The organism is Methanosarcina barkeri str. Wiesmoor (genome assembly GCF_000969985.1).
GTDB lineage: Archaea > Halobacteriota > Methanosarcinia > Methanosarcinales > Methanosarcinaceae > Methanosarcina > Methanosarcina barkeri_B.
The window spans coordinates 634,843-661,734 of record NZ_CP009526.1; the positions used below are offsets into that span (position 1 = coordinate 634,843).

Genomic DNA, 26,892 nt, shown 5'->3' on the forward strand with positions numbered 1-26,892 from the left:
TCACTCCTCAGCAATGCTTTCGATCTGGATCTGGCTTCTTTTAATTCCATGTTTGCTTCCGAAGACAGAATAGACCTTATCAGTCGCGTTCTTTTCATTCTGACTTTCGACTTGCTTTGTGAATTTTTCCCAGGAATTTCCTGCTTTAAATTTGCCTTTAACAATATAATTCTTCATCTTGGTCACCACTCTTGCTGTAATTTTTTACGAAACAGGTGGATTGATATTACTCTAAGAACCCGAGAGCTTCCTCTATTCTCCCAAGTTCGGGGCCTGTAGTATCTGAACCTGCCAGATAGTTCTTTGAGTTCGCAAGCAGGCCTGAGCCAAGCATTTGAGTCCCAAAGTTCGTAGTCCCTATATTTACCGGAAGCTCGAAGAGCTTTTCCAGAGTTTCTATTTCAGAAGCCGTCACTTTCGGGTGCACCAGAAGTCCTTTGTTGGTGACAACTCCAGCCATTCCTACATTCTTTATTCCGGCAATTGTTCCCCTGTAAACTTCTACTTTGAGGGTACTGGCAATTACTTCGATAGCCTTGTCTGACAGTTCAGGGTGGACAAGAGCTGCGGAATCGTTTGCAAGTACGATGTTTCCAACTGCATTCAGTTTGCCCGGGAGGATCTCAGCCTCAACTCCGGTCAGTTCTTTCATCTCCCCGGCATCGGTCCCATATGAATAAAGGAAACCGTTTGAGTTTCCTCTGGAAAGGGCTCCGATAACGACACTTCCGTTTACAAGAGTCTCAACGATTCTTGCATCCAGGGAATCCTCAAGTATGGCACAGGTTTCGGGCTTTGTTCCTGTAGGAACAAGAACAACATCTTCTGTGCAGGTTGCAAAGACCCCGATCATTGGGGTATCGTAGATATCCACTGTTCGAATCATATTCTTTGAAGCTTCGTGTCTTCTGGTAGATTTTACTGGGCGAGTTCTGCCTGTACCTCGCCATCTGCGAATTTTACAGCTCTGACCCGGACGGAGAGAGGGGGCTTTTTACAGCCTTTTTCCCAGAGGCACTCATTAATTGATTTGTCCAGTTTGACCTGCACGGAATCAACCTTCATGTGCCTTACAAGAAAACCTCTTACTTCAGTAACTGCTCTGTTTGCTCTTTTCCATGCAGGTACGTTCTTTACTTTCCTGAGAGGAATAGTATATATCTGTTCTTTTACCATGTCGTCAGCCATTTTTTCCACCTTCCTCGCTTACTTCACATCCAGGCTTCTTCTTCTCCAGTGCCTGCGTCTGGGATGGCTCACGACCTTCCTGTTAGTTTTCACAATAACCCACACTGGAACGCGTGTGTTCTGTTTATGCGCCTTTGCAAGACGTATCTTCTGTCCTTTCATGTTATGACTCAAGTGGATCACACCTGTTGACCTGTAAATAACTTAATTTCGTTAATTTCTGGTTATATCCGATAATTAGCTGATTGTGATTTTAACCCTTGCATAATCAAGGTTTTTTCCTGCCAGTTAAAAGGCAGTTTTTTAAACCATATCCCGGTAAATTCTATGAAAACCATGTCCGGTAAATTCTATGAGGGTTTTGGTTAATCTGCAGCAGTATAAGGGTTGAATATAACTCGATTATTGTATAAATCTTTATTCCAGAATTTTTCCCTTTCCGGAAGACTTCCGATTTTAAGGCATGCTTTCTTCAGGGCAGTTTTTCCTGGAAAGTACATGGGACTGAATATGGGAAGGAAATAGTTCCTTTATTTTTTCCTCACCGTCTCTCTGCCTGATTAACTCCCTGAGCTCGGCTTCGTAATCAGCTTTCTGAGTATTCTCACTCGGCCCTTCTTCAATTCTTAGATAACGCTCTACAAGAATACTCACGGTTTTTTTGCCATACCCCTTCAAAGGGCAGATATACTGAACGCCCAATCGGTCTTCAATACTTCGTACCTGTGAAATTGAAAGTACAGGAACTCTATCATCCCTTCTGGTTCCATCAGCAATGAGTTTAACTTCCGGATCCGAGGCAAGAGTTTCTACGGCTTTTTCGTGAATATAATTTATAGCACTTTTCGGGAAACCGTTCTTCATTATTTCTTCGTAAGCCTTTTCAAGGATTTCCCACTCCAGAGAAAGAACCCTGTGCGGAAACCCTAACTTTTTTGCAGTTTTTGCTGCCAGCTCACCATTGGGGAGCAGGCCAAAGCTGCAGGTTACGAGTTCTATTTCAAAAAACGGTTCCATCAAAAGGGCAGAGAGCGAGCTGTCCTTGCCTCCGCTAAACAGGACCGAAATTCTCATTGTTTTTAAACTCTGGTTATAGACGTCTTACGCTTTTTTGGCTGCATCTTCATGAGAAGTGTTTTAAGCTGTTCGTCACTGATTTGAGACGGGAGCCTTCCACTCTGAGCAAGCGAGATCAGCTGCATTTCGAGCTGTTCCCCAATAGCCGGTCTTGACATCTTTAAGGTTGTAAGGCGCTCTCTGGCTTCAGGAGTCAGGATTTGCCTCAGGATGGCCTGCTTTTGAGCCTCCATCTCAGCTTTTGCCTGTTCCTGCTGGTAAGCTGCCTGGATGTCAGACTGTTGGTTCTGTGCCTGCTGTCTCTGAATTTCTGCAAGCCGTCTCTTTCGGATTTCGTTGAGTTCGTCATCCATTGTAGACATGGCAATCATCTAAAAAAACCGGTTTTCCGGAGCAATCTGGATTAAGATTAATAATATCTGAATTGAGATTAATGATATTTGAAAGGGAATCCTATGAATTTTTCAGGTCCCCTTCGGATGGAATTTTTCTCAGTATTTTGCAAGTTCAGGGATCTTCTCAAGAAGTTCCTGCTTGAGCTCATTGGCTGCATTATCAAGCATAGAACGTCCTTTTGCAGATACCGTTCTTCCGTCCTTTACTTTTTGCAGGTAACCTGCAGCTTCAAGCTGCTGTACTGCCTTCCTGGCAATCGAACCGCTGCCTTTTGCTTTGTGGTATGGCTGTGATCCGTTGTCCTTCTTTCCACCGTATATTGATCTGAGCCTTTCAATTCCTACAGGCCCGTCTGTATAGATTTTTCTCAGGATCGCTGCGGTTCTGATATACCACCAGTCATCGTTGTTCGGAGGGAGTTCCTTGTGAACCCCGGTCTTTACGTTCTTTGCCCACTCAGGGGGAACGACGTTTTCATTTTCTTTAAGTATGCCTGCAACCTTCTCGATGAGTTCCATTGCAGGGACATCAAACACTGTTGTCATGCATGCCACCTTTTCTAAATTAGGTTGTCTTTGCAGATCCTGAGAGATAGTGCCGATTCTACTCCCCTGGCTGCTAGAAATCTACTTTTTCCCGAAACGAGGTAACTCATTCTCTTTCGAGAGGTCCTTTCCAATCTTTATAGCTGGATTTATGGACTCTTATGGTTTGGGCTTTCAGGCCCGATAAGCCGGTAAATATGATTTTTAGTTTTAACTGGAAGGAGGTTGATATATTTATCAATTACTGTGTTCAGGCATTCATATACAATCGATCAGATGATATATAGTATGAAAAGCTTCAAACTGAAAAACGATCTAATTGTATTGAGTTAACTTTTGTCAATTGACGCAAATGCGAACATCCAGCGTAATTACTTTCAAGCTATAAAAGGATTTTGTGAATTCATGGATAAATGCTTGATGAACTTATTCTGAAAGCTAAACAGGGAGCTAAACCTGGTTTGTTGATGAGATAGAGGCGCATTAAATATATCTCGTTAGTTTCAAGAAGGTTATGCTTAGGTAGGACTGTACTTTGATCCAGAATAAACGCCGTACAGTATTATATAGTATTCTTTGTATCTGTTGCCTTGGAAATCTCAGAAGTATTTCCAGTGTTTTTTCCATGAGTTTCTTCAAAATTTTGAGTTTAGCTATAATCACGAGGCTAAACAATGCAGCTAATCAAGGAGATATAGAGTATTCTTTGTTGCAACAATTAAAGGCATGACTATATCTCGTATCCGGTTTGATCTAGAGAGTACTCCGAAAATGATCGCATTAAAGGTTTTTGAATCAAAAAACTTCCATTTTCGAAGAGGGATTTGCTACCACTTCACTGTATTACGTAATGTGAACAGTAGTGCTGCAACTAAAACATACTACATAAAACTGACGATTGATACAAGATCAAATTTATACTCTGAAAGCAAACTAACCCTTCAAATTGAAAAAATGATATCAAGATCAAGGCTAAAGGGTAGTAGAGAATTCATTTTATATATAAAGGCGGATTCCACAAAATTTATTCAATACTTTATTTCTAAAGTTTCACTGATTTTTTGATTAATCAAGCTCTGAATTTTAATAAGTAATTTTTGAGTATATTTATGAGTCATATGTTTTGATAACTTCAAAGCTTTCTTTTTCATAGGAAGAATGCCAATTAATATAAATTTAAATTTATATATTGGAAAAAATATCCATATTATTTTATTTGCTTTCTTTATATAGATAGAAGGATTTATGTAATATCGCGTTTTCAACCATTTATCGTTATAAATCAAATATTTAATATACTGAGGTACTACGCGCTGGAGAAATTAAGAGGTTAACGTACTTCATGTACGAGTAACTATCTTAGAATTATCGCACAGAAAGTGCCTTAACCACGGTACAGCCTAAATAAAAACAAATCGAAAACGAGGCATACCATTGACGAAAGTTGTAGAAATCTCTCCAACCACAAGACTTGAAGGTCACTCCAAGCTCACCCTGAAGGTAGATGATCAGGGTATTGTTGAGCGAGGAGACTGGCTTTCTATCACCCCGGTCAGGGGTATTGAAAAGCTCGCTATAGGTAAGACAATGGAACAGGTTCCGAAGATCGCTTCTCGGGTCTGCGGTATCTGTCCTATTGCCCACACCCTGGCAAGCACCGAAGCCATGGAGGCTTCGATCGGCTGCGAAATCCCCACGGATGCAAAGCTCCTGCGGACCATTCTCCATGCCGCGAACCGTATCCATAGCATCGCCCTGCACAACATCCTGATCCTCCCGGACTTTTACATTCCTGGGACGGAAAAGAAGTTTAACCTGTTCGCCAACGAGCAGCCTGCCAGGAGTGTTATGGCTAGAATTGTCCGCATCCGCGAGATTGCACAGACAATTGGAGCCATCGCAGGTGGCGAGGCGATCCATCCATCCAATCCGAGGATCGGCGGGATGTACTATAATGTGAGTCCCCGGGCAAAGCAAAAAATGGCCGACCTGGCGAAAGAAGGTCTTGTTCTTGTCCACGAGCAGATGGAATTCATGTTTGATGTCATCAGGAACATGCAGAACAGGGAATTTGTAGAGGTCGCAGGCAAACAGATCCCACTTCCTAAGAAACTTGGGTATCACAACCAGGGAGTTATGGCCACAGCTTCGATGTACGGGTCATCCAGTCTGGATGATAATCCTACATGGGATTTCACTCGTTGGAAAGAAACCCGTCCATGGGATTGGTACATGGGTGAGGTAACAATCGATCTTGAGGATCCAAGCTACCCGATCGGAGGTACCACGAAGATCGGCACTAAAGCCAACCCCCAGATGGAGGCCTGCACAGGTGTTCCTACCTACGACGGACAGCCTGTTGAGGTTGGTCCGAGGGCAAGGCTTGCTACATTCAAGAACTTCGATGAGAAGGGTACTTTTGCCCAGCACATCGCCAGGCAGATGGAATACCCAGACTGCTGCTACACCATACTCAGGTGCCTTGACAACCTGAATACTTCAGGTAAGGTCCTTGCCGACCATATTCCCCAGGGAGATGGGTCCATGGGCTGGGCCGCGAACGAGGCTCCGCGTGGGAGTAATATCCATCTCGCACGGGTGAAGGACGGGAAAGTGTTGTGGTATGATATGCTTGTGCCTACCACCTGGAACTTCCCGACCTGCAGCCGTGCTCTGACTGGAGCGCCCTGGCAGATTGCCGAAATGGTCGTCCGGGCCTATGACCCGTGCGTTTCGTGTGCAACCCACATGATCGTGGTGAACGAGGAGGAAAAGATAGTCACCCAGAAGCTCATGCAGTGGTGAAGGGAATGGAAACGCTGTACTCCGAGATTGTGGTGGCAGGCTGCGGCAACCCACTTTTTGCAGATGATGGGTTCGGACCTGCAGTTGTGGAGAAACTCAAGGACCTCAAACTTCCAGAGAATGTCACGGTTGTTGACGCAGGGCTCGGGGGTCCACATTTTGTTTTTACTCTTCTCAACCCTGAGTCTACAAAGACTCTTATTATTGTGGACATTGCGGACTTTGGTGGGGAACCCGGTGAGCTCAGGTGGCTCTCTGTTGATGAGCTTCCAGTGGGGAGCTACCGGGACGCCCACTCATGGGACCTGACCGAGCCGCTCCAGTACATTAAGGACGATATCCGGATCCGTGTCCTTGCATGCCAGAAGAAATACGTTTCTTCTCCCGAGATGGTCATCGGGATTACAGACGAGGTACAGAGAGCCATTCCAGACGCTGTATCCGAGATACTAAAGGAAATCGGAGTGAACTATGGGACTGCTTAACTCCATCGAGAAAACCATGGGCAAGGAAGCAAAGCTCGCTCTGGTTGCGATGGAGAACAAGGCGGAAGCTACAAAGGAGAAAAAACCAGTGACAAATAAGATTAAGATCGGTCATGTACACATGAGCGGCTGTACCGGCTGCCTTGTGTCTCTGGCCGACAACAACTTAGGACTCATCAAGATCCTGGACGACTATGCCGACCTCGTATACTGCCTCACTCTCGCTGACGTCCGGCACATCCCAGAGATGGACGTTGCTCTCGTCGAGGGATCGGTCTGCCTCCAGGACCATGAATCAGTGGAGGACATAAAGGAGACGCGGAAGAAATCTAAGATCGTGGTGGCCCTCGGTTCCTGCGCATGCTACGGGAACATCACCCGGTTCAGCCGTGGCGGGCAGCACAACCAGCCACAGCACGAGTCTTACCTCCCAATAGGGGATCTCATTGACGTGGATGTTTACATCCCAGGATGTCCCCCGAGCCCGGAGCTTATAAGGAACGTCGCTGTCATGGCGTACCTGCTTCTTGAAGGGAACGAGGAACAGAAGGAGCTTGCAGGCAAGTACTTAAAACCCCTCATGGACCTTGCGAAGCGTGGCACTTCCGGATGTTTCTGCGACCTTATGTACGATGTGATCAACCAGGGCCTCTGCATGGGCTGTGGCACTTGCGCTGCATCCTGTCCAGTGCATGCGATTACTCTTGAGTTCGGGAAGCCTCAGGGCGAACGTGACCTATGTATCAAGTGCGGTTCCTGCTATGGCGCCTGCCCGAGGTCGTTCTTCAATTTAGACGTGATTCCTGAATTTGAGAACATCAACGAGATAATTGCTAACGCGCTTAAGGAAGGTGAGAGTGATGATTGAAGATCCGTATCTTGGCAAATACGTGACATGCGTTTCGGCACGGAGCACGGACAAAGAGATCCTCAAGAAAGCTCAGGACGGCGGAATCGCCACCGCTCTCATGGTCTATGCCCTTGAAGAAGGGTTCATTGACGGAACTATTGTTGCAGGCGAGGGCGACAAACCCTGGCAGCCAAAGCCGGAAGTTGCGATGACCCGTGAGGAAATCCTTAAGGCACGAGGAACTAGATACAGCATCAGCCCCCAGATCTCCTGGCTCAAGGAGGCTACACGGTCCTTTGGCCTCGATAAGGTCGGGGTCACCGGCGTTTGCTGCCAGATGCAGGCAGTGAGGAAGGCTCAGCTTTATCCTATCAATATGCGTGATGTCCCGGGCAAGGTTGCTTTTACAGTGGGGCTTTTCTGCATGGAGAACTTCCCGTACAAGTCCTTGCAGAGCATTGTCGAAGACCACGCAAACCAGAGCCTCGGCTCCGTGAAGAAGATGGAGATCACGAAGGGCAAGTTCTGGGTCTATACTGAGCGTGGAAACGTTGCCACTGTTCCTCTTAAGGCAACCCACAAGTACGAGCAGCCAGGCTGCCATGTTTGTCTTGATTATGTTTCTAACCTCGCCGACATTTCAACCGGCTCGGTCGGAAGCCCAGACGGCTGGTCTACGGTTTTCATCCGCACCAAAGTCGGAAACGAGATCTGGTCAAAGGCTGTTGCAGACGGCATGTTCGAGACAAAACCCATTGAGGAAGTCAAGCCCGGTCTCGATCTCCTCAGGAAACTTGCGAAAGAGAAGATCGAAAAGAACCAGAAGACAGTTGAGGAGCGCAAGACTTTCGGCGTCAACAAGGGGCTACGGAACCCTTACGCCTAAAACTCCTCTTTTTTTGTCAGCGAAGCTATTGTATTAGCTACGCTGAATACGGGGATGGGATTGGTTCTCATCCCCAAATTATGATTTCACTGTTTTATCCTGATATGATTTCGTAAATTCAAAAATTGTGGCATATTCTCTGAGCGGTAGGATACGAACAAGATGTTAAAAATGTTAAAAAGTTCGTGTTTATTAAAGAATATTCAAAATAATGATAAAAATAATTGATTTTTGCTTAAAATCCTAACGTTCTATAACAAAATATTCATATTTGAAAAACGGTAAAAATTCTGAGACGAAATTATTTTAGGACAAAAAAGTATGAAATAATTTTTTATTTTATTCAGATTGTTTCATGAAAAAAGATTTATATTTTTACATAAGGCTAGTCCTGTTCAGATGAATCTTCTATATGCACACATTTAATGATATTCTTACTTAATTTAGCAGCAAATAGAACATTATTTACAAGTTCTCTGACAATCTCTTTTTTAAACTGTTGTGGTACATTATTGTTTTTACATATACGTATATCCTGTGCAGCATTGCTTAAAAAAATTTGAATTTCGATGACGTTCGTTGTTATTTTTGGTTCAATATAGTTTTGATATTTTATTTGGAATGTACTAAATTTATTATATCCTGATTCAAGTATCTTATCCCAACTACCATTTAAAATTCGGGAGGAGATGTTAGAGTAGTTAATGTTATCTTTATTAGAGCTTTCAATATTTTCGTCAAATATATCATCAATTTTTTTATGTTGATTAGGATCCTGATTAGGGACAAAGCCAAATAGCATAATTGCTAGATTAGTTTTCAAATTTTCTGACTCTCTAACTAACTCTTTATATGCTTCATTCTTTATAGGCTCCCATCTACGGTCTTTTTCATCTTCACTTATTTTATCTAATAAAATCCCAATTAAAGTTACAGAAAATATGCCGCATACTAAATTTTCGACCAGAGTTCCAGATTTAGAGATACCATTTATATGATAGTTATCAGAGTCCATAAGTGAAAAAAAAGCTTTTGTACTGATAAGAATACAATTATCGAATGATGAACTAGATGATTCTACATAATACAGAGTCGAAAAAATAAGTACAATTATTGTAGCAACTGGAATAGAATAAATCAAAATATATCTTAAAATGTGGAAGGCATGTTTGTAAACTTCCCTCCTCTCTTTTTCTAAAAGGATTCCGATTGTCATGCCTATGCAAAGTAAGAAAATAAGGTCGAAAATAAATATCATTTCCAAAACATCCACCATGCCTTTTTATTTTCTACATTCTTAGAAAGCAGGGTTCTGTTAAGTCTTCGTCTGCTACAGTATAATGGTCATTTTCTATAAGGCAACTAATACTAATAAAATTGCTTCAATAATATTAGCAGACAAAAACTTAACAGAGACTTATTTATTAAAATGATTATCAACTATGGTGAGGAATATGACACGTAAAGGTCGCGAATTAGAAGAATTAGTAGCTATCTTGGAGAAAGGACTAAGCGGCACAGATGTAAAAATCACCTCTCCTGATTTTATTGAAGATATAGTTATAGAAGATAAGAGAGAAGTTGACGTCTCATTGAGATTTAATATGGGTTCTCACGATTTTTTGTTGGTTTTTGAATGTAGAGATCGCAAAAATACAGAGGATGTTACATGGATTGAACAACTCGCAACAAAAAGAGACGATATATGTGTGAATAAATTAATTGCCGTATCGTCAAATGGATTTTCGAATAATGCTAGAAAAAAAGCACATGCAAAAAATATTGAATTAAGAACATTAAAAGAAATAGATCCCAAAGAAATATTTGGGTGGTTTCAAGTAACGGAGATAGATGTTATTAACCTACGATGGAGTCTAATAAGAGCATTTATTGTTAAACATGAGTCACTAGATACTACTCAAATTGATGAATTAAAGAAGTTCATTAAATCACTTTCAGGTGATTTTCTTTACAATAATAAGTTTATACTTGATCCGAAAGCTGAAGACGTGTTAAGTATAAGTGATTGTGTATCATATAACTCTGATAATATAAATAGAGATTTCAATCCCACTGAGGAAAAAAAGATCATTCAATTCAAATTAAGACCACAAAGTGAAGAAGATTGTTTTTACATATCGACTACTGACACGTTAATAAGAATTGAATGTATTGAACTTGAGTTGGAGATTTGGCAGGAATTTTACGTATCTAAAATTGTTTCACCATCTTCATACGATAATGAAAAAAAACAGCTAGCTCAAATTGTGAAGTTTGAGGATATTGAAATTGGTGGGGTTAAAAAATCTCTTAAAACTCATCTGATGATTAAAGACGATAAAGAAACACTAGAATTTTTCTTAAAGGATAAAGGTTGAAATCTTCGCAAGTCATTAACGGATTGAGGTTCGTTTTTGAATTCACGTACTCACAAGTAATAACTATTTCACCTGACTCTGAGAGACGCACAATCATACTTTCAAGGTCATTAGAACCTCAAGGTGAGCCCGGAAATTAATCCCAGTATAATAAATTAATAAGAAAACAACTGTATATGTAGAAGAAAATAACAATGTCCAATCAGAAAATTGTCAAGTAGGCGAAAGGAAGAACGGCTTTAAAGTCACAAGAAGAAAATTTATTAAGTTGATGGCTCATAAAAGATACAATGTCTGATGAGAATAATGCAGAACACGAAGTATCAAATATAATGAAAGAACTGCAGCCAATAGCTTTCTTATTCTCAGTATGTATGGTTGTTGCAGCTTTTTATACAAATAATGAAGTAAATAAAACTGATTTAGCCAATGTTTTGATGGCTTCATTGTTTTTCTTTTTTGCATATATTGGATTGTTTTTCTCAAAAAAAACTGATTTTCGTTGGTTCATGTATTTTGGAGAATTTTCTCTAGCAATCGGTGCGATATATGTTTATAAATCTTTAGTTGGAATAGCTAAAATAATAGATCAAGCAGCCATTGATACAAATTCTCTATGGATTTATATCGTTTTATATTCTTTCTTTTTGATTTTATTTATGTACTTATCTAATAAAGTAAAAAATGAAGGAATATATTTTTGTAAATTATTTTTTCATATAAGTTTGATCTTGTTTTGCTTTTATGTAATTTTATTACTATGGGAGCGCAGAGGGTCACGAATACCCTGACCTTTAGGTCGGGGATGAAGTGAACCCTCGCTGGCTGTTTTATATTCGCATAACTGTTTCAATCATCAGTTCTTTGTAAAATAAAGTTTTTTTTGGCACCATAACCACAGGTGGTGCCAGCCACCTATGGCTAGGATGTGATATAATGTTGGAACTACGTAGTTTTAGCCATGGCTATGGTCAGATTACCTACCACATCGTGTTGGTACCTAAATATCGATACAGTATATTCTACAACAAGCGGATTAAAAAGGATTGCGAGTTGATTCTCAGCAGTATTTGCATGGAAAAAGGCTACAAAATTCATGCAATGGAAGTTGTAGATGATCATGTTCACTTGTTTCTAGAGTTTCATCCAAGTACTTCTCTATCAGAGGTAATTCAATACTTGAAAGGAGGAAGTTCTTACAGACTTTTCAAGCTTCATCCTGAAATGAGACACCAGTATTGGAGTGGAAGTCTATGGTCAAGTGGAAAGTTCTATCGATCTGTTGGGAATGTAACTGCTGACACAATCAAGCATTATATTAAGGAATCGCAGGGAAAAACGAAAACAGAAGCTCAATCACAGAGGTTAAAAAAATCCGGGCAACGTAGAATTAATGAGTTCTAAGTACCAAAATAACCGGGCGGGCGGCCCGAAGCATACCCCATCCTTTAGGGTGGGGTGGCCGCACGCAATTTGATTTGGGCTACAATTAGTATTTCAATATTCTGAATATATTAGAGCACTGGTTTCAATTTCATTACGAAATACAGTTATGATATGTTTAATTCCAGCACTTTCATTTTATCTTCGGGAACTTAACTTATTCAATGTAAAAAAAGTAACATCATTGGGAGAAATAGCCAGTTTAATTATTGGCGCCTTGCTAGTAGTGATTGGTTTTGGGCTACTAACAAGCGTACCATCGATGTTCTATGAAGTAGTATCTATTTTCATACTTGGCGCTATGTATTATCATAGAGAAAGTTAGTAAGAGAAGTATCCTGCGCTTTTTAATAAGAATTGATATTATTAATTTCTTGATACTATTAAGTAGTTTTATAAGAAAAGTACTGGATTTTGAAGCCTGTTACCTAGTGCATTGATTCTAAAGTATGTCAGGTATGAATTTTTTGAAAATCACTGAAAGCACGGAAGACACGGAAATAAGTAGTAAAGGCGTGTTTCTTCCGTGCTTTTAGTGTTTTCCGTGTTTTCCGTGGTTGCAATATCCAAATTGAATCCTCTGCAATCGATTGCGTTTTCCGTGTTACAGAATTCCATCTGACTTTAAAATAATATTTGCGTCATAAGCTGTGATTATTTTCTTATTATGTATGTATTTGAGAATCGATGCACGGTATCTATGCTGGTCGGTTTACAATGAGGTAACTTTCGAGTTTGCCCTGAGATATGCTTTTTTCCGTGCTTGTTTTCCTTTTTGTCTTCAGATGGAAAACACATCTACCTAAAACTTACATTCTGATACAGATGTCTCTGCATTCTGAAATTAGATGATGGGAGTCTGCCAGACAGGATTAACTACAACTACGTGTTTAGTGCTTTTGGAATAAAAACAAAATTGAATGTTGTTCGGTGGACAGTCACGATGTCTCATCGAACTAACAAACTGGGCGGTTTGAATGAAGATAATCTATACGAGATCATATAAAAGTTTGTCCGAATCGGTCGACGTTCATGTCGAGTTTGAACCACGTGTGCCTAAAGAGCTGATTATCTCGATGATTCCCATCATCGTAGTGATTCTAAAGAGTCATTTGTTTCTTTGAACAGCATTTATGCTGTTCTTCTTTTTTGCGTATCTCATTCGATGGCTTATTTTCCTTTCTTTATAACTTGTCTGAAAATCTGGCTGTCTGGATTAGGCAGGTTTACAATGCAGTGACTTTTCTGGTTTGCCCCAAGTATGCTTATTTGAACTTACCAATTCCATAATCTATAAGATATGGCTTTATGGTCAATAATCACTTTATTCAACGCTGTTTTGTCCTAAAATCATTTGTACTTCTTTAATTTTTTCACTACATTATATATCGTATGCAGGTGGCCCAATGTTTAAATTCACATGTGAAGTTGTTTCTTTTACAACCTCTATTCGGCAGGTCGACATAAGGAATTTGAATATTTTTCTTGATATCGTTTTTGAACATTTGATAAACACACATTAGATTTAAAGCTGGTTAACTTGTGGCTCAACTTACACGACACATATAAACACTAAATCATTTCTCCATTAAAGTTTAGTATGAGAGATTATGTTTGGATCATATGTTAACCTTACAACTGCACACAATAAAAGATCATCATTTCAAAATCGCCATCATCAAAAATTATCGAAAATGAAATGTCGACCTGACGAATATAGGTTATAATTGACGAAACAAAATTATTCTAAGACAAAACAAGTGGCTCTCTTTCATCAGGATATGTTTAAATTGTAACAAACGAAATTATGCCAATATGGAGAATGCTTCCCAAAATAAAGAGTTATTCGAAAAAATATCTCCATTCCTCAAGAAAGAAGGAGCAACAAAGGTAGCTATTTTTGGCTCTTATGCAAGAGGAGAAGAAAGACCAGAAAGTGATATCGATGTTCTTGTAGAGTTTTCCGAAACGAAAGGTCTGCTCACTATGGTAAGAATTGAGAGAGAGCTATCGGAGTTTCTTGGAGTAAAAGTCGATTTACTAACCGAAGGGTCGATAAGCCCATACCTTATTGAAGGAATTAAAAAAGAAGCAAAAGTGATCTCTGCATGAGAAAAAATGACTCGATTTATCTTCACCACATCCTCGATTCAATTGAACGTATTGAAGAATATACTAGAGGTATGGAAAAAGAAGATTTTTCGTCTAGCAATCTAGTTCAAGATGGGACTATCAGGTAAATTGAGATTATAGGTGAAGCCACTAAAAATTTATCCAAAGATCTCCGCGAAAAGTATCCTCAAGTTCCCTGGAGGGACATTGCTGGAATGAGGGTCGATTGACTCATCATTATTTTGGAATTAATTTGGAAGATGTCTGGCATACTGTTAAAGTCGATATTCCTGCTTTAAAAGATGAGATTCTTGTAATACTTGATATTCTGGAGACTAAAAAATAAGGTTCTTCGCCATTCCGTATGGATAAGATGATTTTCAATTCAAGAACGCATTGGTTTTTATGAGAATATTATGAGAATGTCCACATAAAACAACGAAGAGCCAAGATAAATAATTTAATTTCATGAGCTGATAGCGTGTAAACATACAAAATCACGCTAAAATTTCATCAAAACTTAGTTCTCCGGCAGCCACTGGATGCAAGAGCAATTTGGACTCATGAAATTTCTTCATAATTATATCTATTTTCCTTGAAACTTCTGGAGTATAATATGCTTCTCCGCAGTTTTCACATATATAGGCAGAAACATCTTTAATGGCAATAATCTGCTCTCCGATTTTTGCCACAAATTCTGTCTTACCTTCAATAAGTCTACCTTTACAAAAACTGCATCTGTCAGGTTTCATCTTTGATCTCTCCTAAATATGTAGTCTATCCATTTATTATTTTCCGGAATATATACTGTAATAATTCTTGCATGATCCTCACATTCTGCTACCACAACATGACAGGGTCTACCTTCAGAATATGCAAAAAACAAAGCTGATGGACATGGTTCGTCTTCTGGATAATCCTCAATTATTTGCCCATAAACTATAACCTCTTTTATGTTATCAGTTGAAATATTCCTCTGAAACATGCGAACTCTGGCATGGTTTGATATAATAAAGGCATCTTCTGTAAGAAAATATTTTAATTTTTCATGGTTAACACTCATTTGTACCAAATCCTAAAAAATAACACCCGATCTGTAATATTGAGTTCAATTATCCTTATTGCAGAATTGAACAAATACTTAAGTTTTGTAGTAATAAAGCCTATGTATAAAATGTGATTTTTGAATCCAGTTTTTAGTTATGATATTCACAGATATGTGAACAAAATACAGAGATTATACTAATGTCAAGGCCGGTGAATAGTTTCCCATTTTAGCCGAATTAAAATTCCCCAATTTCCAATCCTCAAGAAAGCTTGAGGATTATAAATAATGCTGAAAATGGAGAGTAGTACCGGTTCAAGAAAAATACAGTCGTTTTCCAGTAAAACCACTGCATTTTTTGTATCCTCTTCAAATTGTATGGGTAAAAGTAAATTTCATGCAATTTATGAAAATTTAAGAATTTAATAACGTTTAAGAAACAACTTCAGGCGAAGTATTAAATTTTGTAACTACCTACTAAAATTGCTGTATATTTTTCGAGTTGGAAATTTCTCCATTGAATTTGAAGAAGATACCATTTTTTTCTATAATATGGCGGGAATAGGGGACAGACTAGTAAAATTCCCTGGGAAATACGGTATTTATGGAGAAAATTACTTCATTTTTTTGCCTGCTCTCTGTTAGCTCCTGATCTGATTTTCTATAAGATTATTCTGCAAGCAGAAGTAATAGTTTATCAGGCTGATCTGGCCTGTCTCTAGTAGTTTTTCTTCTTCCAGGGCGTTTGCCACACAGGCTAGATGTTCGCCTGCCTTCTTTTGTGATTGGGCAAAACTGTGGAATTATTTTTGGTTTATCTCACGTTGATGAGGGCTAATAAATTTTTCCAACAACAATCGACCAAGTAACTGAGAAAGTAAAAATGTGAGTGACTTTATCAGCCTTTTTAATTGTAACAATTATAAATACTATAATCGCTATAGCGGCTATTATGTCAGAAACTACAACTATACAGATATCTAAAGACACCCGTGATGAGTTAAAAGCCATTGGGAAAATGGGTGATGACTACAATACCGTTATACGAAAATTGATCCATGAACACAACTGCAATAAACTTATAGACGAGGGCGCTAAGCTCATAAAAGAACATCGTGATGAGTTTGTGAGCATCGATGACCTTTAAAGTTCTGATCCACCCTAAGGTCTTCGAAAAGGTTCCTGTGGATCGTAGGGATCAAATAAAAGAAGCCCTTCAAGAACTAAAAGACCCCTTGCCAGGGGGAAACAAAAAAGAAGTAAAAGGAAGTCACAAAACGGTCTATCGGCTTCGTGTAGGCGATTTTCGCATTTTATACGAAATTGATTTTGAACGAAGCGAGGTTCTTGTTTTTAATATCATAACGGCTGAACAGGCGCATAAGAAGTACAACCGTTTTAAATAATTCCTAAGCAGGCTGTCTCAAAACTCGGCTCTTTTCTACAATTAGGTAATCGACATTGTTGATTTTAAATGTAAGCCGGAAATTATTCTGGAATTCAGGTACATATTTATCTTAAAATCTAATCTTTTAATCCATTTATAAAATCAAATGTTGTTTTGAGACAGTCTGTTATAATCGGATTTTCCGTGAGGTTGAGGAATACAGAGGTTTCGGATGAAACCCTACGTTTTAGCTGGTTTACTCTCAACTTTGAGAACATCTTTGCCTAAAAATCGGAAAACTATAGAGCTTTTAACATAAAACTGTATATAAACATGTATATAAACATGTATAATTAAATTATTGCTTTTCTCTTTGGCAAATTGGTCTACTTTCCACGATCTCTCATTTCTAATAATAACATACTTTTTATGGCAGCTATCAATTCTTCTTTTCTTCTTTTTTGCCAGTAGCCGTCCGATATCTGCCCACTTCGTGAGCATGCGGGCGTGGAGGGAAGTTTTCAGATAAATTCTAAAAAGAAATTTGGCGACTCCTTCAGAGTCAATAAGGCGTTGCGGGATCCCTAAACCTAAAACTCCTCTTTGAATGAATGGAATACTCTTAATTCAACTTTTGGAGGGACTGGGCAAAAATATCCACTGTGAAACTATTTTTGCTCCTTTATGACTCTTTTATTCATATATGCTAAAACCAAAAGTATTGTAACGTAACCTCCTACTAACATTGCAAATGTACTAATTTCAATTTTTAATAAGTTCGCAATTATTAATACAATGATCCATAAAAAATAACCTATCAGATTTCCTTTTATGGCCATTATATCTTCAGTTCTCTTTTTTTCATCAATGACTTTTCTTGATACTGTATAATGCCCTATGGTTACCATTAGAGCGGCAAGACCAACAGTAACCCAAACAATTATTTGATTAGAAATATTTAGCAAAGTACTTGTCTTAAGAATTAAAGCCATTACAACAAAAAAAAGTATGCCTCCAAATATAATTCCTGAATTTTCTTCTGGTTTGTTTTTGCGTATTTTCATCAATATCACTCAGAAATATATCTTAGAAATATATCTCCGACCTTCCGCAGATGTCTTGAAAAAAAGAACATTTTTCTGGCTATCGTTTTTGGGCATTTACTCAATAATTTGCAATTATTATCTCAACTGAAACTTCCGGAAATAGAGGTTAGAAGCTTTCAATAAAGCTTGAATAATCAGAGTAATTTTCAGAAAAAGCGATAGCAAGAAAAATTGTGAAAATTGAATAGACATGTTGAATAAGAAAGAGCGATTACTCGCCCTCCCTCTTCTAAGAACCGTACGTGAAAGTTTCCCTTCATACGGCTCAAGCATTCTATAACCTTTTCTGTATCAGGCAGCAGTTTTTTTTTCAAATGGGATGTCCTTTCCGGAAACTTAATTTGTATTGACGTTCACGGAAGTAGTCAGGGTCAAGAAATGGATTCATTTGTAGTTTCAAAGGAATATGTCTGTGTATCCTAGTTTGGGATAAAAGCAATAACTCGTTTCTTCCTGTTCTGAAATTCCACCTTCTGGAAGTGCTTCTTTTCCAGTATTTGTTAACAATCCAATCTTTGGATTTATTCGGATGTCTTCTTTTAGCCCATTTCCATAACAGCTCCCATATTCTGTGTGCCATAATGTCCGCAGACCCATTACAACCTGATTCCGTACCTTTTGGTTTAAGCGCATCAACCTGCTTTCGCTTATTTGACTTCACGATTCTTACGATGGTTCACTTTACGTTCTTCATAGTATTCTTATCCTAACCAATTATCAAAGCCAGGTTCCTTGAGTTCTTGATATTGTCGTGTGAGCTTCACACACAAACGTTACCATTTATGCATGTCACAGTAGGATTACCTCAAATGGAAAAGGTAGCGTATGACGCAATTCATAGTATAGCTTCTTGTCGCACCTGCGGAAAGTGAGTTTTACCCATACAATTTGAAGAGGATACATGAAACTTGAAAAAAAGACACATTCAGCTTGTATGGGTATGTTTATTAATAGTTCTTCTGCAATCTTTTTTTGATTACTTACCTTCGCTCGATGTTGAAGATACAGAAAAACCCATGGCAATCCTTAAGTATAATATTCTCCCTTTTTTTCTATAATGTTAAGTTCTACCAAAAACTACGCGGAATCCAGTTTACCTGTTTCTGTATTAGCTGTAGTAGTGGTAGTACTATTCGCTTGAGCAAGAAAAAGAAACTATTCTGGCTCAAGTGTGCTGTTTTTGGTTATTATAGTGAATAGTACATCCTGTGCCATTTTGGTTTCTTTCCGGGAGTTTTAAGATGAAAGAAATGAATGGAGCAGAAGTCCTGGTTAAGTGTCTGGAGGACCTTGGTGTCAAACACATCTTTGGCTATACGGGAGCGGCAATACTTCCGGTATTTCATGCCCTCGGGCATAGTGATATTGAGATTATAGTCAATTCCAACGAGCAATCGGCAGCATTCAGCGCAGCAGGTTATTCACGGTCGAGCAACAGGGTCGGTGTAGCCATAGTCACATCCGGACCTGCCATTACTAACACGCTCACCAGCGTTGCTGACGCATATGAGGACAGTATCCCCCTGCTTGTATTTGCAGGGCAGGTCCCTGAGTATAAGATAGGCACCGATTCCTTCCAGCACATTAACGTCAAAGGCATCTTTAAGGATGCAACCAAGAAGGTCATACAGCTCTCAAATGGTGATGACATCGAAACCATAGTGAAGGATGCCTATTACTTTGCAAAGTCTGGAAAACCCGGGCCTGTAGTCATAGATTTCCCTCTTGACAAGCAGAAGAAAAAACATGAGTATCGTGGTATGGATGTCACAAAGTTTGAGGAAAGTTATCACGATGACAGGCACCTGACTGAAGAACAATGCAGAGCCTTTTTTAAGCTGTTGCTCAACTCAAAAAGACCCCTGCTCTACCTTGGAGGCGGCCTGAACTCGGAGCCCGGAAGCCAGGCCGTCAGGGAATTAAATGAGCTTTTCGGAATACCTTCTGTCAACACACTCATGGCAAAGGGTGTTGTTGACGAAAGGGATGAGCTGAACCTGGGAATGCTGGGAATGTTCGGTACACCATACGCGAACATGCTCATACAGGAAAACGACTTCTTCTTTTCTATCGGGGTAAGATGGGATGACCGGGTTGCGGAAAAGATTGGGTTTGCAATAGGTACCGACATAGCTTACATTGATATCAATCCTGAGAAAATGCATCAGATAAAAATCGAGCGCAGCCCGAAATTCACATTCATGGGGGATGCTGCCACAGCACTCCGAGACCTGCTGAACTATGCCGTGAAGCATAACATCCATCTGGATATTCGGGAATGGCAGATGCGTGCAAGAGACCTGAAAAGGTCGTGGCCTCTGGATTACAACAGGAAATCCGAATACATACAAGCTGCTGAGGTCATTTCAATGCTTGTAAACTACATTGATGAAAATAAAAAGATAACCACTGGTGTAGGCAATCATCAGATGCTCGCAGCACAGTATCTGCCAATGTACTGCCCCAAATCTTTCATGACTTCTGGCTCTTTCGGCACAATGGGATTTTCCATGCCCACTGCAATCGGTGTACATTATGCGAACCCACATTCAGGAGTCATAGCAATCGATGGTGACGGCAGTCTGAGGATGAATCTGGGTGAACTGCATACTATCGCATCGTTGGACCTTCCAATCAAGATACTTATGCTGAACAACAGAAGCGATGGTATGGTCCAGAACTTGCAGGATGCGGATTATGAAGGAACACGCATAGGAACACAAAGGCCAAAAGATGTGAATTTTGCAGAGATTGCAAGGTCATTTGGTTTCAGTTACGCAGAGAGGATAAGCAGCAGAAATGATTTGAAAGTGAAAATGGAAGCATTTATGAATGCAGAGGGACCTTGCTTCTTGGAAGCCTGCACGGACAGGGAAGAGATCCTGTATCCGAAGGTTCCGGCAGGGGGATCTTATAAAGATATGATTCTTGGCCCTTACATTAAATCAATTTGACTATCTTAAGAACTATGTTATAGAACTACAGGGGAAAACGAAAGCAGAGTTTCAATCCCGTAGATTTAGGAAATCCGGGAAACAGTAACTCGAAGCTTTCCGAACCCCCAAGAAAACTGGTCCTGAGGGACCTGATGTGCGACCCGGTGCAGACATCTCTTTGGGGGGTAGTTTTTTCACCGGAAAAGTTGGGTTGTTTACTGAAAAATGCCTTTAGTAGGATAAATTTCTATAAAATGATAACTTGAGCTGGCATTCCTTTATTTCATGAAATCTTACATGTGAAATGTCTACTATAAACCCATGTCTACTATAAACACGTCTTAATCAGCTTCTTGAGTCTTGTAATTTATCAGTTTCACTATTCCTCCACTGCCCTCAAAATCCTGATCCATTTCAACCATATATGTGTAATCCGATATCTGCGGAAGCCCTCATATCTTTTTATAACTGTTATTTTCCCATAAAAGTACTGTATTTGTGATTGGGCAAAACTGCGGGATTATTTTTGCAACAAAACCAGATCAAATGCCTGAGTTTTATCTGAAAAATCTGATAACTAGTATTAATATTAGGGTCCTCTTAAACTCACTCTCAAACTAGAGGTTATTACTTATTTGTTCCATTTATTAAGGTTATTAGTAGTTCCCCTCAAAAAAGTACATTCAATTTTTCGTCTGAATTTTAATTAATGTCATAAAAAATCGTAAATTTTATTGAGAAGGATTTTCAATCCTTCTCTGGTGATTATTACGAAACCTCCACTTATACCACTAAATGAAGATTTCAAATGGCAATTGTTGTCCGAAATATTAAATGTTTTTGATTTGAGATTCTGTAAGCAAACTCTTACAAGGAGGGGCATTGTGCCCCTCCACAGATCAGTACCTACTATAAAAATTGTTCTTCTAAGCATGTTTTTTTCTTGTGAAATCTCTTATTCTATAAAGGAATTAAAAGAAAGAGAAAGCTTGAGAAACTTTTTAAAAATCAGTTTAGTACCAACTGAAAAGGAAGTTTATGGCATTCTTAGTAAGTATGAACCCCAAGAGTTTACTGCTTTTGTTTTTGAAATATTGAATGATTTATGCCCTAAGAGAAAAAATGGATCAAGAGACATTATTATTGATAGTACTGACATAAACCTTAACCTGAACTGGCACGCTAAAAAGATTACCAAAGAAAGCCTAAAAAACAAAGAATACAAGTGGGGCCATTCAACCCATAGAGGTTTCTTCATTGGCATGAAACTTACTCTTGCACTTGATTCTCAAACATTAAAACCTTTAGCGTTTCTGATTAATGAAGCAAATGTAGCAGAACCTAAAATTTATCCTGAAATACTTAAAGAACTTAAAAGAAAGAGAATAATAAAAGCAGGTGACGTTATCTATGCTGATAGAGGGTACTATTCCTATGAAAACTACGTTATATCTGTAAGAAATTTTAAGGTAGTACCTTTAATTTTTCCAAGGAAAAACTGTAATTTTAAGAAACTTTTCAATATGTTTAGATATCCTCTGAAAATATTTGATTTAAGAAGAAATACTGAAAAAGAAATTAAATTCTACAAAGAAATAATTGCAAAGTTTAAAGAGTTAATAAGCAAATGGAAAGAACTCAGATCTGTAAGGTCAATCATAGAAGATGTATTCAAAATAGCGAAGAAAGCATACTCTATGGAGAATTTACACAGATATACAAGGAGTTCTGTCCAAAAATACTGTTCTTTAGCTGTACTTTTAGTAGGGGCAACTGTAAATTACGGTATTAATGAAAGGAAGGAATTGCAAGCCTTCTCTGAATGAAGAAATTAAGAGGGGACTATATTAATATGCAAAATATGCAAGAGTTGAATTCCATTATATTTTTAGATCCTTAAACGTTAAATAGAGAGTCGGAGAAACGATTTATCATTACTGAAGTGCGTAATGCTCGGTATTTGGGGAAATCAAGGGACATATTAACTGTTCAAAAGTTAAATAATAGGGTGGTGGGAGTATGGTGTCAGTGAGTAAAAGATGGATTTTAGATAACGTTCAAATGTTGTACTGTTCTTGTGGAGTACTTGAACTTGACGATATCAAGGATTTCAAGGAACCTGACGGGGGCTTTGAAACAAATCTGAATCATAATGAAAAGCTGGAAGTGGAAAAAGGGGAAAGACAGGAAACGTTCAATATCCTTATTCCCGGCGGGTTTGGATGGGCTGAAGCGTTTCCTTTCACGGCATACCCCAAAGAAACCTGTGAATATTAACTCTTTAAAGGATATGAAACCGAATGACTGTGAAAAAAGGAAAGCAAATACTTCAAAAACGTATCCGTGTATTTTTTACAAATTTTTGGTGCATAATTTTTTGAGATAAAACCTATGCATATGCTCAAATATTCCCTGCAATTTGCCTGGAATTGACGCACAACGTGTTAAAATACATATTGCATGTGCTTTAGAAACTCGATTTATAAGGTTATTGAAGGCATGTCCCGCAACGCAGTATTTTTCCCTTATAATTACTCGATATGCTATCTTGCCTGAAAGTATCCGTGCTGCTAATTGTTAACCAAAACATCAGGATAATTTTTTATTTCTCACACATTTTTTATGGCAGTGGCAGATTCTTCTTTTCTTCTTTTCTTCTTTTTTGCCAGTGACCACCCGATATCTGCTCACTTCGTGAGCATGCGTGCGTGGAGGGAAGTTTTTAGTAACGATGTGTTGAGTATTAAAAAATTTTAAAACTAAGGAACACTAAGAGCTATTAGGTTCTGTGTAGTCTAGGGACTGAGGTAAATTTTCAGTATAGTTCTGAAGCCAGTCCGAAGGTCGTCCCCCGCAAACTACGTAGTGCCTCGTACATAGTGACTGTGTGGGTTCTGTAAAGTTCTCGGGAATGAATATTTTTTTCAATCTAGTGCTTCGATTTCATATATTCTTAATATCCAAAATTTGACAGATTCCACTAATTACTATAGTATGATTCTTCAAAAAACATTGCGTTGACACATGCCTGTGAAAATAAAATGAAAAATGTCAAAAATCAGTAAACACATAAGATAAATTTGAATCATATGAATAAAACAGAAGCCTGAAGCCCATTTATACATTACAAAATGTATGCTTCTGTCAAAGTCAGTATATTTCATATATTTCATATATTCTCAATAAATCACGGATAAACATAGATGAACGTAGACGGCTTCGATTCGTTTTTACCTATGTCTATTTGTAGTTTTTATGGAGAACTCATTGATCAGCGTTGATTTCAAATTCCAGTTTTATTGTCACTTTTTTTTGCTTACTTCACCAGTATCCGTATTATTTTCATTTTTTTTAGGACAACAGTAATTATTCTCAATAAACCTCATTCCTTTTCCATCGCCGCCAATTCGGAATATTAGATTGGAGCCACAGTTTGGACAGCTTGTGGGGCGAGGCTGGTTGTCCTTTGCTTCCCACATATGATCGCATTCTTTACAGAGAAATTCGATCTTGCATTCACCAGTATTAACGTATTCTCCTCCACAGATTTCGATCGCTTTTCCATTGACAAGAGCATCAGCAATCTTCTGTCGTGCCTTTTGGAGGTCGCTCCAGAAAGTTTTCCTGGATATTCCCATCCTGTCAGCAGCCTCACTCTGCTCTATCTTGAGAAGGTCGCAAAGACGAATAGCCTCAATTTCTTCTATGGATAGGTTAGTGATTTCCAAACAACAAAGAGGGATTTCTCTGGGCTTATAATAGGTGGCCTTTGGAAAGCAAGATACCCTGCGCTTAACTTTATTGACCATCAAATTACACTTACGTGACGCGTAATAAATATCTATCGATCGAGGTATTCTATTTAAAGTATTTTTTACCTTAACATCTTCATTAAGGATTAGAGTAAATACAAACTATCGTTAAACACAAGCTACCATAATCGATGGCAACATACTTTCAAAATTGTTTCTTAAAAATAATTTAGAAAAAATTTCTGGTGAAACGTGTGTATTATTGACATTTAAGAAATATCGTAATGCTTACATAGTTTCCGGAATACGAGACATTGAAGTCTTATCTTTCTACTGAACCGCAGTTTGGACAGAGATCTTGATTGAACTTACTATTTAAAACAGGTCTATCATAATTGCATGGCGGACAAGAAAAAGACTCTCTGATTTTTAATTATATCGCACTTACTAAATAAAATTGGTTAGTCCTTTAAGATTGGTTAGTCCTTTAAGATTGGTTAGTCCTTTAAGATTGGTTAGTACTTTAGTAGCTTACTTTTAATATGGCTTAGTTTTAAGATATATACTCTGAATAAGTTTTACATATATATCTTTCAAATCTGTAACTAATATCTTTCAAATCTGTAACTAAACTCTTAATTTCTATGAATACTGGCATGAATTTTTCCTCTGAAATCTTGAGCTGTAATTATATTCGGCAAATATTTATTTCCTGACCGTGCGTTGAGGCTTGAAATCCTCTACGTTTCAATATCTTCTGTCTTAGTCTACTTTCTACATTATTTTCTGCTTCTTTCATTAGTATTCCGGCTGCTTCCCTTTTTGGACAACAGAAATCATACCAATAAACCTCTTCCTTTTTCCATCACTACAGAATTAGAAATACAGAATTAGAAATACAGAATTAGAAATACAGAATTAGAAATACAGAATTAGAAATACAGAATTAGAAATACAGAATTAGAAATACAGAATTAGAAATACAGAATTAGAAAATTAGACAGGAGCCAAAGCTCGGACAGCTTGTTGGGCGAGACTGGTCGCACTTTGCGTCCCCCCATGATCTCATTCTTTGCAGAGAAATTCGACCTTGCATCCATCGCTATTAACGTATATTCTTCTCAGAGACTTTGATCGCTTTTCCGTTGACAAGAGCAATCTTCTGTTGTCTTCTGTCATGCCTTTTGGAGGTTGTTCCATAAAGTTTTCCGGGATACCTCATTCTGTCAGCAGTCTAATTCTGCCCTACATGGGGACGGTCGCAAAGACGAATGCTTCAAGCTCTTCAAAGGGCAAGTTAATAATATGGGAACACTTAGGGGTTTTTCTCTGAGTTTGTAATAAGTGACTTTTTGGATTTTTGACACTTAGTTTAACTCAATCGACCATCAAAATACGCAAATGAGATGTAGTATAAATAACTATCGTTATGTCACTTTAACTATTGATTAGTTAATAAGCTCTAAATTCCTTTTTAGAATTCTACATTTTAATACAAAACTAGTAGCAACAAACTCATAACTATGTATGACGGATTATAAGTATGACGTTTGCTTAATATTTTTGTATCATATATCTGTTAGTCCTGCGGCTCTTTTCTGCCTTTTATATCTGATTTAACATAAAAGTTATGCTATATCACTGTACTTTCGTTTTACCTCTTATTCGAATAATTTCATTTTCTCTTCTTATTAAATGGTAGTGGACGATGCCGTTTTTCACAATTCACTGAGGGTCAACAATTCATAAAAATCTAGATAATATTTATGTATTAATATTTTTTTATTTTTATTTTTGAACCGTACAAAAATAAAAGCTATTTATACTACCTCGCTTATGTGTAATTTAGGGACTATCCGAAAAGTGTTGTGACCTAATGTAACTTCTACAATCAGCGATCACAAATGAACGGATTCCGGATAATAAACACTAATTGTCCAGTTGTAATTATACAACATACGTAGAGCTTTTCGGATAGTCTTTAAGATCTCTTTTATTCTGAGATCACATCGTTTAACAACTAGTACTTATCCACTTGAAGTCTAAAATAAGGCAGTGTACCCCTAATTTAATATTCAAAAATTTAATCGTTTACTTTTTTATTTAAATATTTTAACCGAACAAAAATGGAAACTATTTATACTACGCGCTTATGTGTAATTTAGGAGTTTATCTGAAAAGTGCTGTGACCTACTGTAACTTTTACAATCGGCAGATCACAAATGAACAGATTCCGGATAATAAGTACTAATTATTCAGTTGTAAACTATACAACATGCGTAGAACTTTTCGGATATCATCCAGCACCTCATTTATTATTATGAGATCTCAACCTTCATTAATAGTACTTACTCACTTGAAGTTTAATGAAAACATTGGGCTCTTAATTTTCCAATAATTAAAGATTTAACTGCTTAATTTTTATTTTTATATTTAAACCGAACAAAAATGGAAGTTATTTATAACACGTCGCTTATGTGTAATTTAAGAGTTTATCTGAA

The 26,892-nt window shown here is 38.2% G+C and carries 29 protein-coding genes; 16 read left to right on the forward strand and 13 right to left on the reverse strand.

All coding sequences use genetic code 11. The annotated features are described in order from the left end of the window. The 7 genes from rpl18a to MSBRW_RS02890 form a co-directional block, all read right to left on the reverse strand. Positions 1-177: a 50S ribosomal protein L18Ae gene (gene rpl18a, locus MSBRW_RS02865; RefSeq protein ID WP_048102448.1), complete on the reverse strand. Its 177-nt coding sequence runs from the start codon at positions 175-177 to the stop codon at positions 1-3. Between the two features lie 49 nt (positions 178-226). Then, a complete protein-coding gene (locus MSBRW_RS02870) occupies positions 227-886 on the reverse strand; it encodes a translation initiation factor IF-6 (RefSeq protein ID WP_011305493.1) in 660 nt (219 codons plus the stop codon). Between the two features lie 32 nt (positions 887-918). Next, positions 919-1,188, reverse strand: a complete 270-nt coding sequence (locus MSBRW_RS02875) for a 50S ribosomal protein L31e (protein ID WP_011305492.1) — start codon at positions 1,186-1,188, stop codon at positions 919-921. Between the two features lie 18 nt (positions 1,189-1,206). Beyond that, positions 1,207-1,362 carry a 50S ribosomal protein L39e gene (locus MSBRW_RS20720; protein WP_011305491.1) on the reverse strand — a complete coding sequence of 52 codons (156 nt, stop codon included), beginning with the start codon at positions 1,360-1,362 and terminating at the stop codon, positions 1,207-1,209. Positions 1,363-1,644: 282 nt separating this feature from the next. Beyond that, positions 1,645-2,262 carry an alpha hydrolase gene (locus MSBRW_RS02880; protein WP_011305490.1) on the reverse strand — a complete coding sequence of 206 codons (618 nt, stop codon included), beginning with the start codon at positions 2,260-2,262 and terminating at the stop codon, positions 1,645-1,647. Between the two features lie 5 nt (positions 2,263-2,267). After that, entirely contained in the window at positions 2,268-2,636 is a 369-nt protein-coding gene (locus MSBRW_RS02885; protein WP_011305489.1) for a DNA-binding protein, read from the reverse strand. A 120-nt stretch (positions 2,637-2,756) separates the two neighbouring features. Then, positions 2,757-3,206, reverse strand: coding sequence for a 30S ribosomal protein S19e (locus MSBRW_RS02890; protein ID WP_011305488.1), 450 nt, complete (start codon positions 3,204-3,206; stop codon positions 2,757-2,759). Between the two features lie 1,434 nt (positions 3,207-4,640). Between MSBRW_RS02890 and frhA the strand changes: the two genes are divergently transcribed. The 4 genes from frhA to frhB are packed head-to-tail and all read left to right on the forward strand — an operon-like array spanning position 4,641 to position 8,232. Next, positions 4,641-6,011 carry a coenzyme F420 hydrogenase subunit alpha gene (gene frhA, locus MSBRW_RS02900; protein ID WP_011305486.1) on the forward strand — a complete coding sequence of 457 codons (1,371 nt, stop codon included), beginning with the start codon at positions 4,641-4,643 and terminating at the stop codon, positions 6,009-6,011. After that, positions 6,005-6,496: a coenzyme F420-reducing hydrogenase, FrhD protein gene (gene frhD / locus MSBRW_RS02905; RefSeq protein WP_230669933.1), complete on the forward strand. Its 492-nt coding sequence runs from the start codon at positions 6,005-6,007 to the stop codon at positions 6,494-6,496. Before frhA ends, frhD begins: the two co-directional genes overlap by 7 nt. Further along, positions 6,483-7,364 (forward strand): coenzyme F420 hydrogenase subunit gamma, encoded by an 882-nt coding sequence (gene frhG, locus MSBRW_RS02910; protein WP_011305484.1) that lies wholly within the window; start codon positions 6,483-6,485, stop codon positions 7,362-7,364. Before frhD ends, frhG begins: the two co-directional genes overlap by 14 nt. Then, a complete protein-coding gene (gene frhB / locus MSBRW_RS02915; RefSeq protein ID WP_011305483.1) occupies positions 7,357-8,232 on the forward strand; it encodes a coenzyme F420 hydrogenase subunit beta in 876 nt (291 codons plus the stop codon). Before frhG ends, frhB begins: the two co-directional genes overlap by 8 nt. A gap of 385 nt (positions 8,233-8,617) precedes the next feature. Here the strand turns inward: frhB and MSBRW_RS02920 are convergent, their stop codons facing one another. Beyond that, complete coding sequence (locus MSBRW_RS02920; RefSeq protein WP_196298020.1) at positions 8,618-9,496, reverse strand: hypothetical protein; 879 nt, start codon at positions 9,494-9,496, stop codon at positions 8,618-8,620. A 190-nt stretch (positions 9,497-9,686) separates the two neighbouring features. On the opposite strand from MSBRW_RS02920, the gene MSBRW_RS02925 reads away from it, so the two are divergent. The 7 genes from MSBRW_RS02925 (at position 9,687) to MSBRW_RS23170 (ending at position 14,511) form a co-directional block, all read left to right on the forward strand. Next, on the forward strand, positions 9,687-10,610 hold the full coding sequence (locus tag MSBRW_RS02925; protein WP_011305481.1) for a restriction endonuclease: 924 nt from the start codon (positions 9,687-9,689) through the stop codon (positions 10,608-10,610). A 290-nt stretch (positions 10,611-10,900) separates the two neighbouring features. Continuing rightward, positions 10,901-11,401: a hypothetical protein gene (locus MSBRW_RS02930; RefSeq protein ID WP_011305480.1), complete on the forward strand. Its 501-nt coding sequence runs from the start codon at positions 10,901-10,903 to the stop codon at positions 11,399-11,401. A 145-nt stretch (positions 11,402-11,546) separates the two neighbouring features. Beyond that, the gene (gene tnpA / locus MSBRW_RS02935) at positions 11,547-12,014 is read left to right on the forward strand and encodes an IS200/IS605-like element ISMba16 family transposase (protein WP_011305479.1); all 468 of its coding nucleotides are present in this window, start codon (positions 11,547-11,549) and stop codon (positions 12,012-12,014) included. 1,854 nt (positions 12,015-13,868) lie between these two features. Beyond that, entirely contained in the window at positions 13,869-14,165 is a 297-nt protein-coding gene (locus MSBRW_RS02940) for a nucleotidyltransferase family protein (protein WP_011305478.1), read from the forward strand. Then, positions 14,162-14,293, forward strand: coding sequence for a HepT-like ribonuclease domain-containing protein (locus MSBRW_RS23760; protein WP_268990281.1), 132 nt, complete (start codon positions 14,162-14,164; stop codon positions 14,291-14,293). The genes MSBRW_RS02940 and MSBRW_RS23760 overlap by 4 nt, the downstream gene beginning before the upstream one ends. Before the next feature lie 9 nt (positions 14,294-14,302). Continuing rightward, positions 14,303-14,395: a HepT-like ribonuclease domain-containing protein gene (locus MSBRW_RS24035; RefSeq protein WP_329957355.1), complete on the forward strand. Its 93-nt coding sequence runs from the start codon at positions 14,303-14,305 to the stop codon at positions 14,393-14,395. Continuing rightward, entirely contained in the window at positions 14,392-14,511 is a 120-nt protein-coding gene (locus tag MSBRW_RS23170) for a HepT-like ribonuclease domain-containing protein (RefSeq protein ID WP_230669935.1), read from the forward strand. Before MSBRW_RS24035 ends, MSBRW_RS23170 begins: the two co-directional genes overlap by 4 nt. Positions 14,512-14,662: 151 nt before the next feature. Here MSBRW_RS23170 and MSBRW_RS02945 read toward each other — a convergent pair whose 3' ends face one another. Together MSBRW_RS02945 and MSBRW_RS02950 are read right to left on the reverse strand one after the other, a co-directional pair. Further along, positions 14,663-14,917, reverse strand: a complete 255-nt coding sequence (locus MSBRW_RS02945; RefSeq protein WP_011305477.1) for a type II toxin-antitoxin system MqsA family antitoxin — start codon at positions 14,915-14,917, stop codon at positions 14,663-14,665. Next, the gene (locus MSBRW_RS02950) at positions 14,914-15,228 is read right to left on the reverse strand and encodes a DUF4258 domain-containing protein (RefSeq protein ID WP_011305476.1); all 315 of its coding nucleotides are present in this window, start codon (positions 15,226-15,228) and stop codon (positions 14,914-14,916) included. The genes MSBRW_RS02945 and MSBRW_RS02950 overlap by 4 nt, the downstream gene beginning before the upstream one ends. A 1,000-nt stretch (positions 15,229-16,228) precedes the next feature. Here MSBRW_RS02950 and MSBRW_RS23765 point away from each other — a divergent pair. After that, on the forward strand, positions 16,229-16,357 hold the full coding sequence (locus MSBRW_RS23765; protein ID WP_268990282.1) for a hypothetical protein: 129 nt from the start codon (positions 16,229-16,231) through the stop codon (positions 16,355-16,357). Beyond that, positions 16,347-16,616 (forward strand): type II toxin-antitoxin system RelE family toxin, encoded by a 270-nt coding sequence (locus tag MSBRW_RS02960; protein WP_011305475.1) that lies wholly within the window; start codon positions 16,347-16,349, stop codon positions 16,614-16,616. Before MSBRW_RS23765 ends, MSBRW_RS02960 begins: the two co-directional genes overlap by 11 nt. Positions 16,617-17,265: 649 nt before the next feature. Here MSBRW_RS02960 and MSBRW_RS02970 read toward each other — a convergent pair. Then, positions 17,266-17,661, reverse strand: coding sequence for a hypothetical protein (locus MSBRW_RS02970; protein WP_011305474.1), 396 nt, complete (start codon positions 17,659-17,661; stop codon positions 17,266-17,268). A 352-nt stretch (positions 17,662-18,013) separates the two neighbouring features. Continuing rightward, positions 18,014-18,283 (reverse strand): group II intron maturase-specific domain-containing protein, encoded by a 270-nt coding sequence (locus tag MSBRW_RS20730; RefSeq protein WP_230669937.1) that lies wholly within the window; start codon positions 18,281-18,283, stop codon positions 18,014-18,016. Between the two features lie 661 nt (positions 18,284-18,944). On the opposite strand from MSBRW_RS20730, the gene MSBRW_RS02985 reads away from it, so the two are divergent. The 3 genes from MSBRW_RS02985 (at position 18,945) to MSBRW_RS02995 (ending at position 22,916) form a co-directional block, all read left to right on the forward strand. After that, positions 18,945-20,657, forward strand: a complete 1,713-nt coding sequence (locus tag MSBRW_RS02985; RefSeq protein WP_011305473.1) for a thiamine pyrophosphate-binding protein — start codon at positions 18,945-18,947, stop codon at positions 20,655-20,657. Positions 20,658-21,400: 743 nt separating this feature from the next. Beyond that, the gene (locus MSBRW_RS02990; RefSeq protein ID WP_048102442.1) at positions 21,401-22,465 is read left to right on the forward strand and encodes an IS5-like element ISMba15 family transposase; all 1,065 of its coding nucleotides are present in this window, start codon (positions 21,401-21,403) and stop codon (positions 22,463-22,465) included. 193 nt (positions 22,466-22,658) lie between these two features. Further along, a complete protein-coding gene (locus MSBRW_RS02995; RefSeq protein ID WP_011305471.1) occupies positions 22,659-22,916 on the forward strand; it encodes a hypothetical protein in 258 nt (85 codons plus the stop codon). A 1,025-nt stretch (positions 22,917-23,941) separates the two neighbouring features. Here the strand turns inward: MSBRW_RS02995 and MSBRW_RS24135 are convergent. Next, the gene (locus tag MSBRW_RS24135) at positions 23,942-24,448 is read right to left on the reverse strand and encodes a DUF134 domain-containing protein (protein ID WP_011305470.1); all 507 of its coding nucleotides are present in this window, start codon (positions 24,446-24,448) and stop codon (positions 23,942-23,944) included. Positions 24,449-26,892 lie beyond the last annotated feature (2,444 nt).

What these genes read in the sequence shown, in the direction of transcription:
- rpl18a (WP_048102448.1), bottom strand. Translation starts at nt 177, where the DNA reads ATGAAGAATTATATTGTTAAAGGCAAATTTAAAGCAGGAAATTCCTGG.
- MSBRW_RS02870 (WP_011305493.1), bottom strand. Translation starts at nt 886, where the DNA reads ATGATTCGAACAGTGGATATCTACGATACCCCAATGATCGGGGTCTTT.
- MSBRW_RS02875 (WP_011305492.1), bottom strand. Translation starts at nt 1,188, where the DNA reads ATGGCTGACGACATGGTAAAAGAACAGATATATACTATTCCTCTCAGG.
- MSBRW_RS02880 (WP_011305490.1), bottom strand. Translation starts at nt 2,262, where the DNA reads ATGAGAATTTCGGTCCTGTTTAGCGGAGGCAAGGACAGCTCGCTCTCT.
- MSBRW_RS02885 (WP_011305489.1), bottom strand. Translation starts at nt 2,636, where the DNA reads ATGATTGCCATGTCTACAATGGATGACGAACTCAACGAAATCCGAAAG.
- MSBRW_RS02890 (WP_011305488.1), bottom strand. Translation starts at nt 3,206, where the DNA reads ATGACAACAGTGTTTGATGTCCCTGCAATGGAACTCATCGAGAAGGTT.
- frhG (WP_011305484.1), top strand. Translation starts at nt 6,483, where the DNA reads ATGGGACTGCTTAACTCCATCGAGAAAACCATGGGCAAGGAAGCAAAG.
- frhB (WP_011305483.1), top strand. Translation starts at nt 7,357, where the DNA reads ATGATTGAAGATCCGTATCTTGGCAAATACGTGACATGCGTTTCGGCA.
- MSBRW_RS02925 (WP_011305481.1), top strand. Translation starts at nt 9,687, where the DNA reads ATGACACGTAAAGGTCGCGAATTAGAAGAATTAGTAGCTATCTTGGAG.
- MSBRW_RS02930 (WP_011305480.1), top strand. Translation starts at nt 10,901, where the DNA reads ATGTCTGATGAGAATAATGCAGAACACGAAGTATCAAATATAATGAAA.
- tnpA (WP_011305479.1), top strand. Translation starts at nt 11,547, where the DNA reads ATGTTGGAACTACGTAGTTTTAGCCATGGCTATGGTCAGATTACCTAC.
- MSBRW_RS02940 (WP_011305478.1), top strand. Translation starts at nt 13,869, where the DNA reads ATGGAGAATGCTTCCCAAAATAAAGAGTTATTCGAAAAAATATCTCCA.
- MSBRW_RS23760 (WP_268990281.1), top strand. Translation starts at nt 14,162, where the DNA reads ATGAGAAAAAATGACTCGATTTATCTTCACCACATCCTCGATTCAATT.
- MSBRW_RS02945 (WP_011305477.1), bottom strand. Translation starts at nt 14,917, where the DNA reads ATGAAACCTGACAGATGCAGTTTTTGTAAAGGTAGACTTATTGAAGGT.
- MSBRW_RS02950 (WP_011305476.1), bottom strand. Translation starts at nt 15,228, where the DNA reads ATGAGTGTTAACCATGAAAAATTAAAATATTTTCTTACAGAAGATGCC.
- MSBRW_RS23765 (WP_268990282.1), top strand. Translation starts at nt 16,229, where the DNA reads ATGGGTGATGACTACAATACCGTTATACGAAAATTGATCCATGAACAC.
- MSBRW_RS02960 (WP_011305475.1), top strand. Translation starts at nt 16,347, where the DNA reads ATGACCTTTAAAGTTCTGATCCACCCTAAGGTCTTCGAAAAGGTTCCT.
- MSBRW_RS02970 (WP_011305474.1), bottom strand. Translation starts at nt 17,661, where the DNA reads ATGAAAATACGCAAAAACAAACCAGAAGAAAATTCAGGAATTATATTT.
- MSBRW_RS20730 (WP_230669937.1), bottom strand. Translation starts at nt 18,283, where the DNA reads ATGGCACACAGAATATGGGAGCTGTTATGGAAATGGGCTAAAAGAAGA.
- MSBRW_RS02985 (WP_011305473.1), top strand. Translation starts at nt 18,945, where the DNA reads ATGAAAGAAATGAATGGAGCAGAAGTCCTGGTTAAGTGTCTGGAGGAC.
- MSBRW_RS02995 (WP_011305471.1), top strand. Translation starts at nt 22,659, where the DNA reads ATGGTGTCAGTGAGTAAAAGATGGATTTTAGATAACGTTCAAATGTTG.
- MSBRW_RS24135 (WP_011305470.1), bottom strand. Translation starts at nt 24,448, where the DNA reads ATGGTCAATAAAGTTAAGCGCAGGGTATCTTGCTTTCCAAAGGCCACC.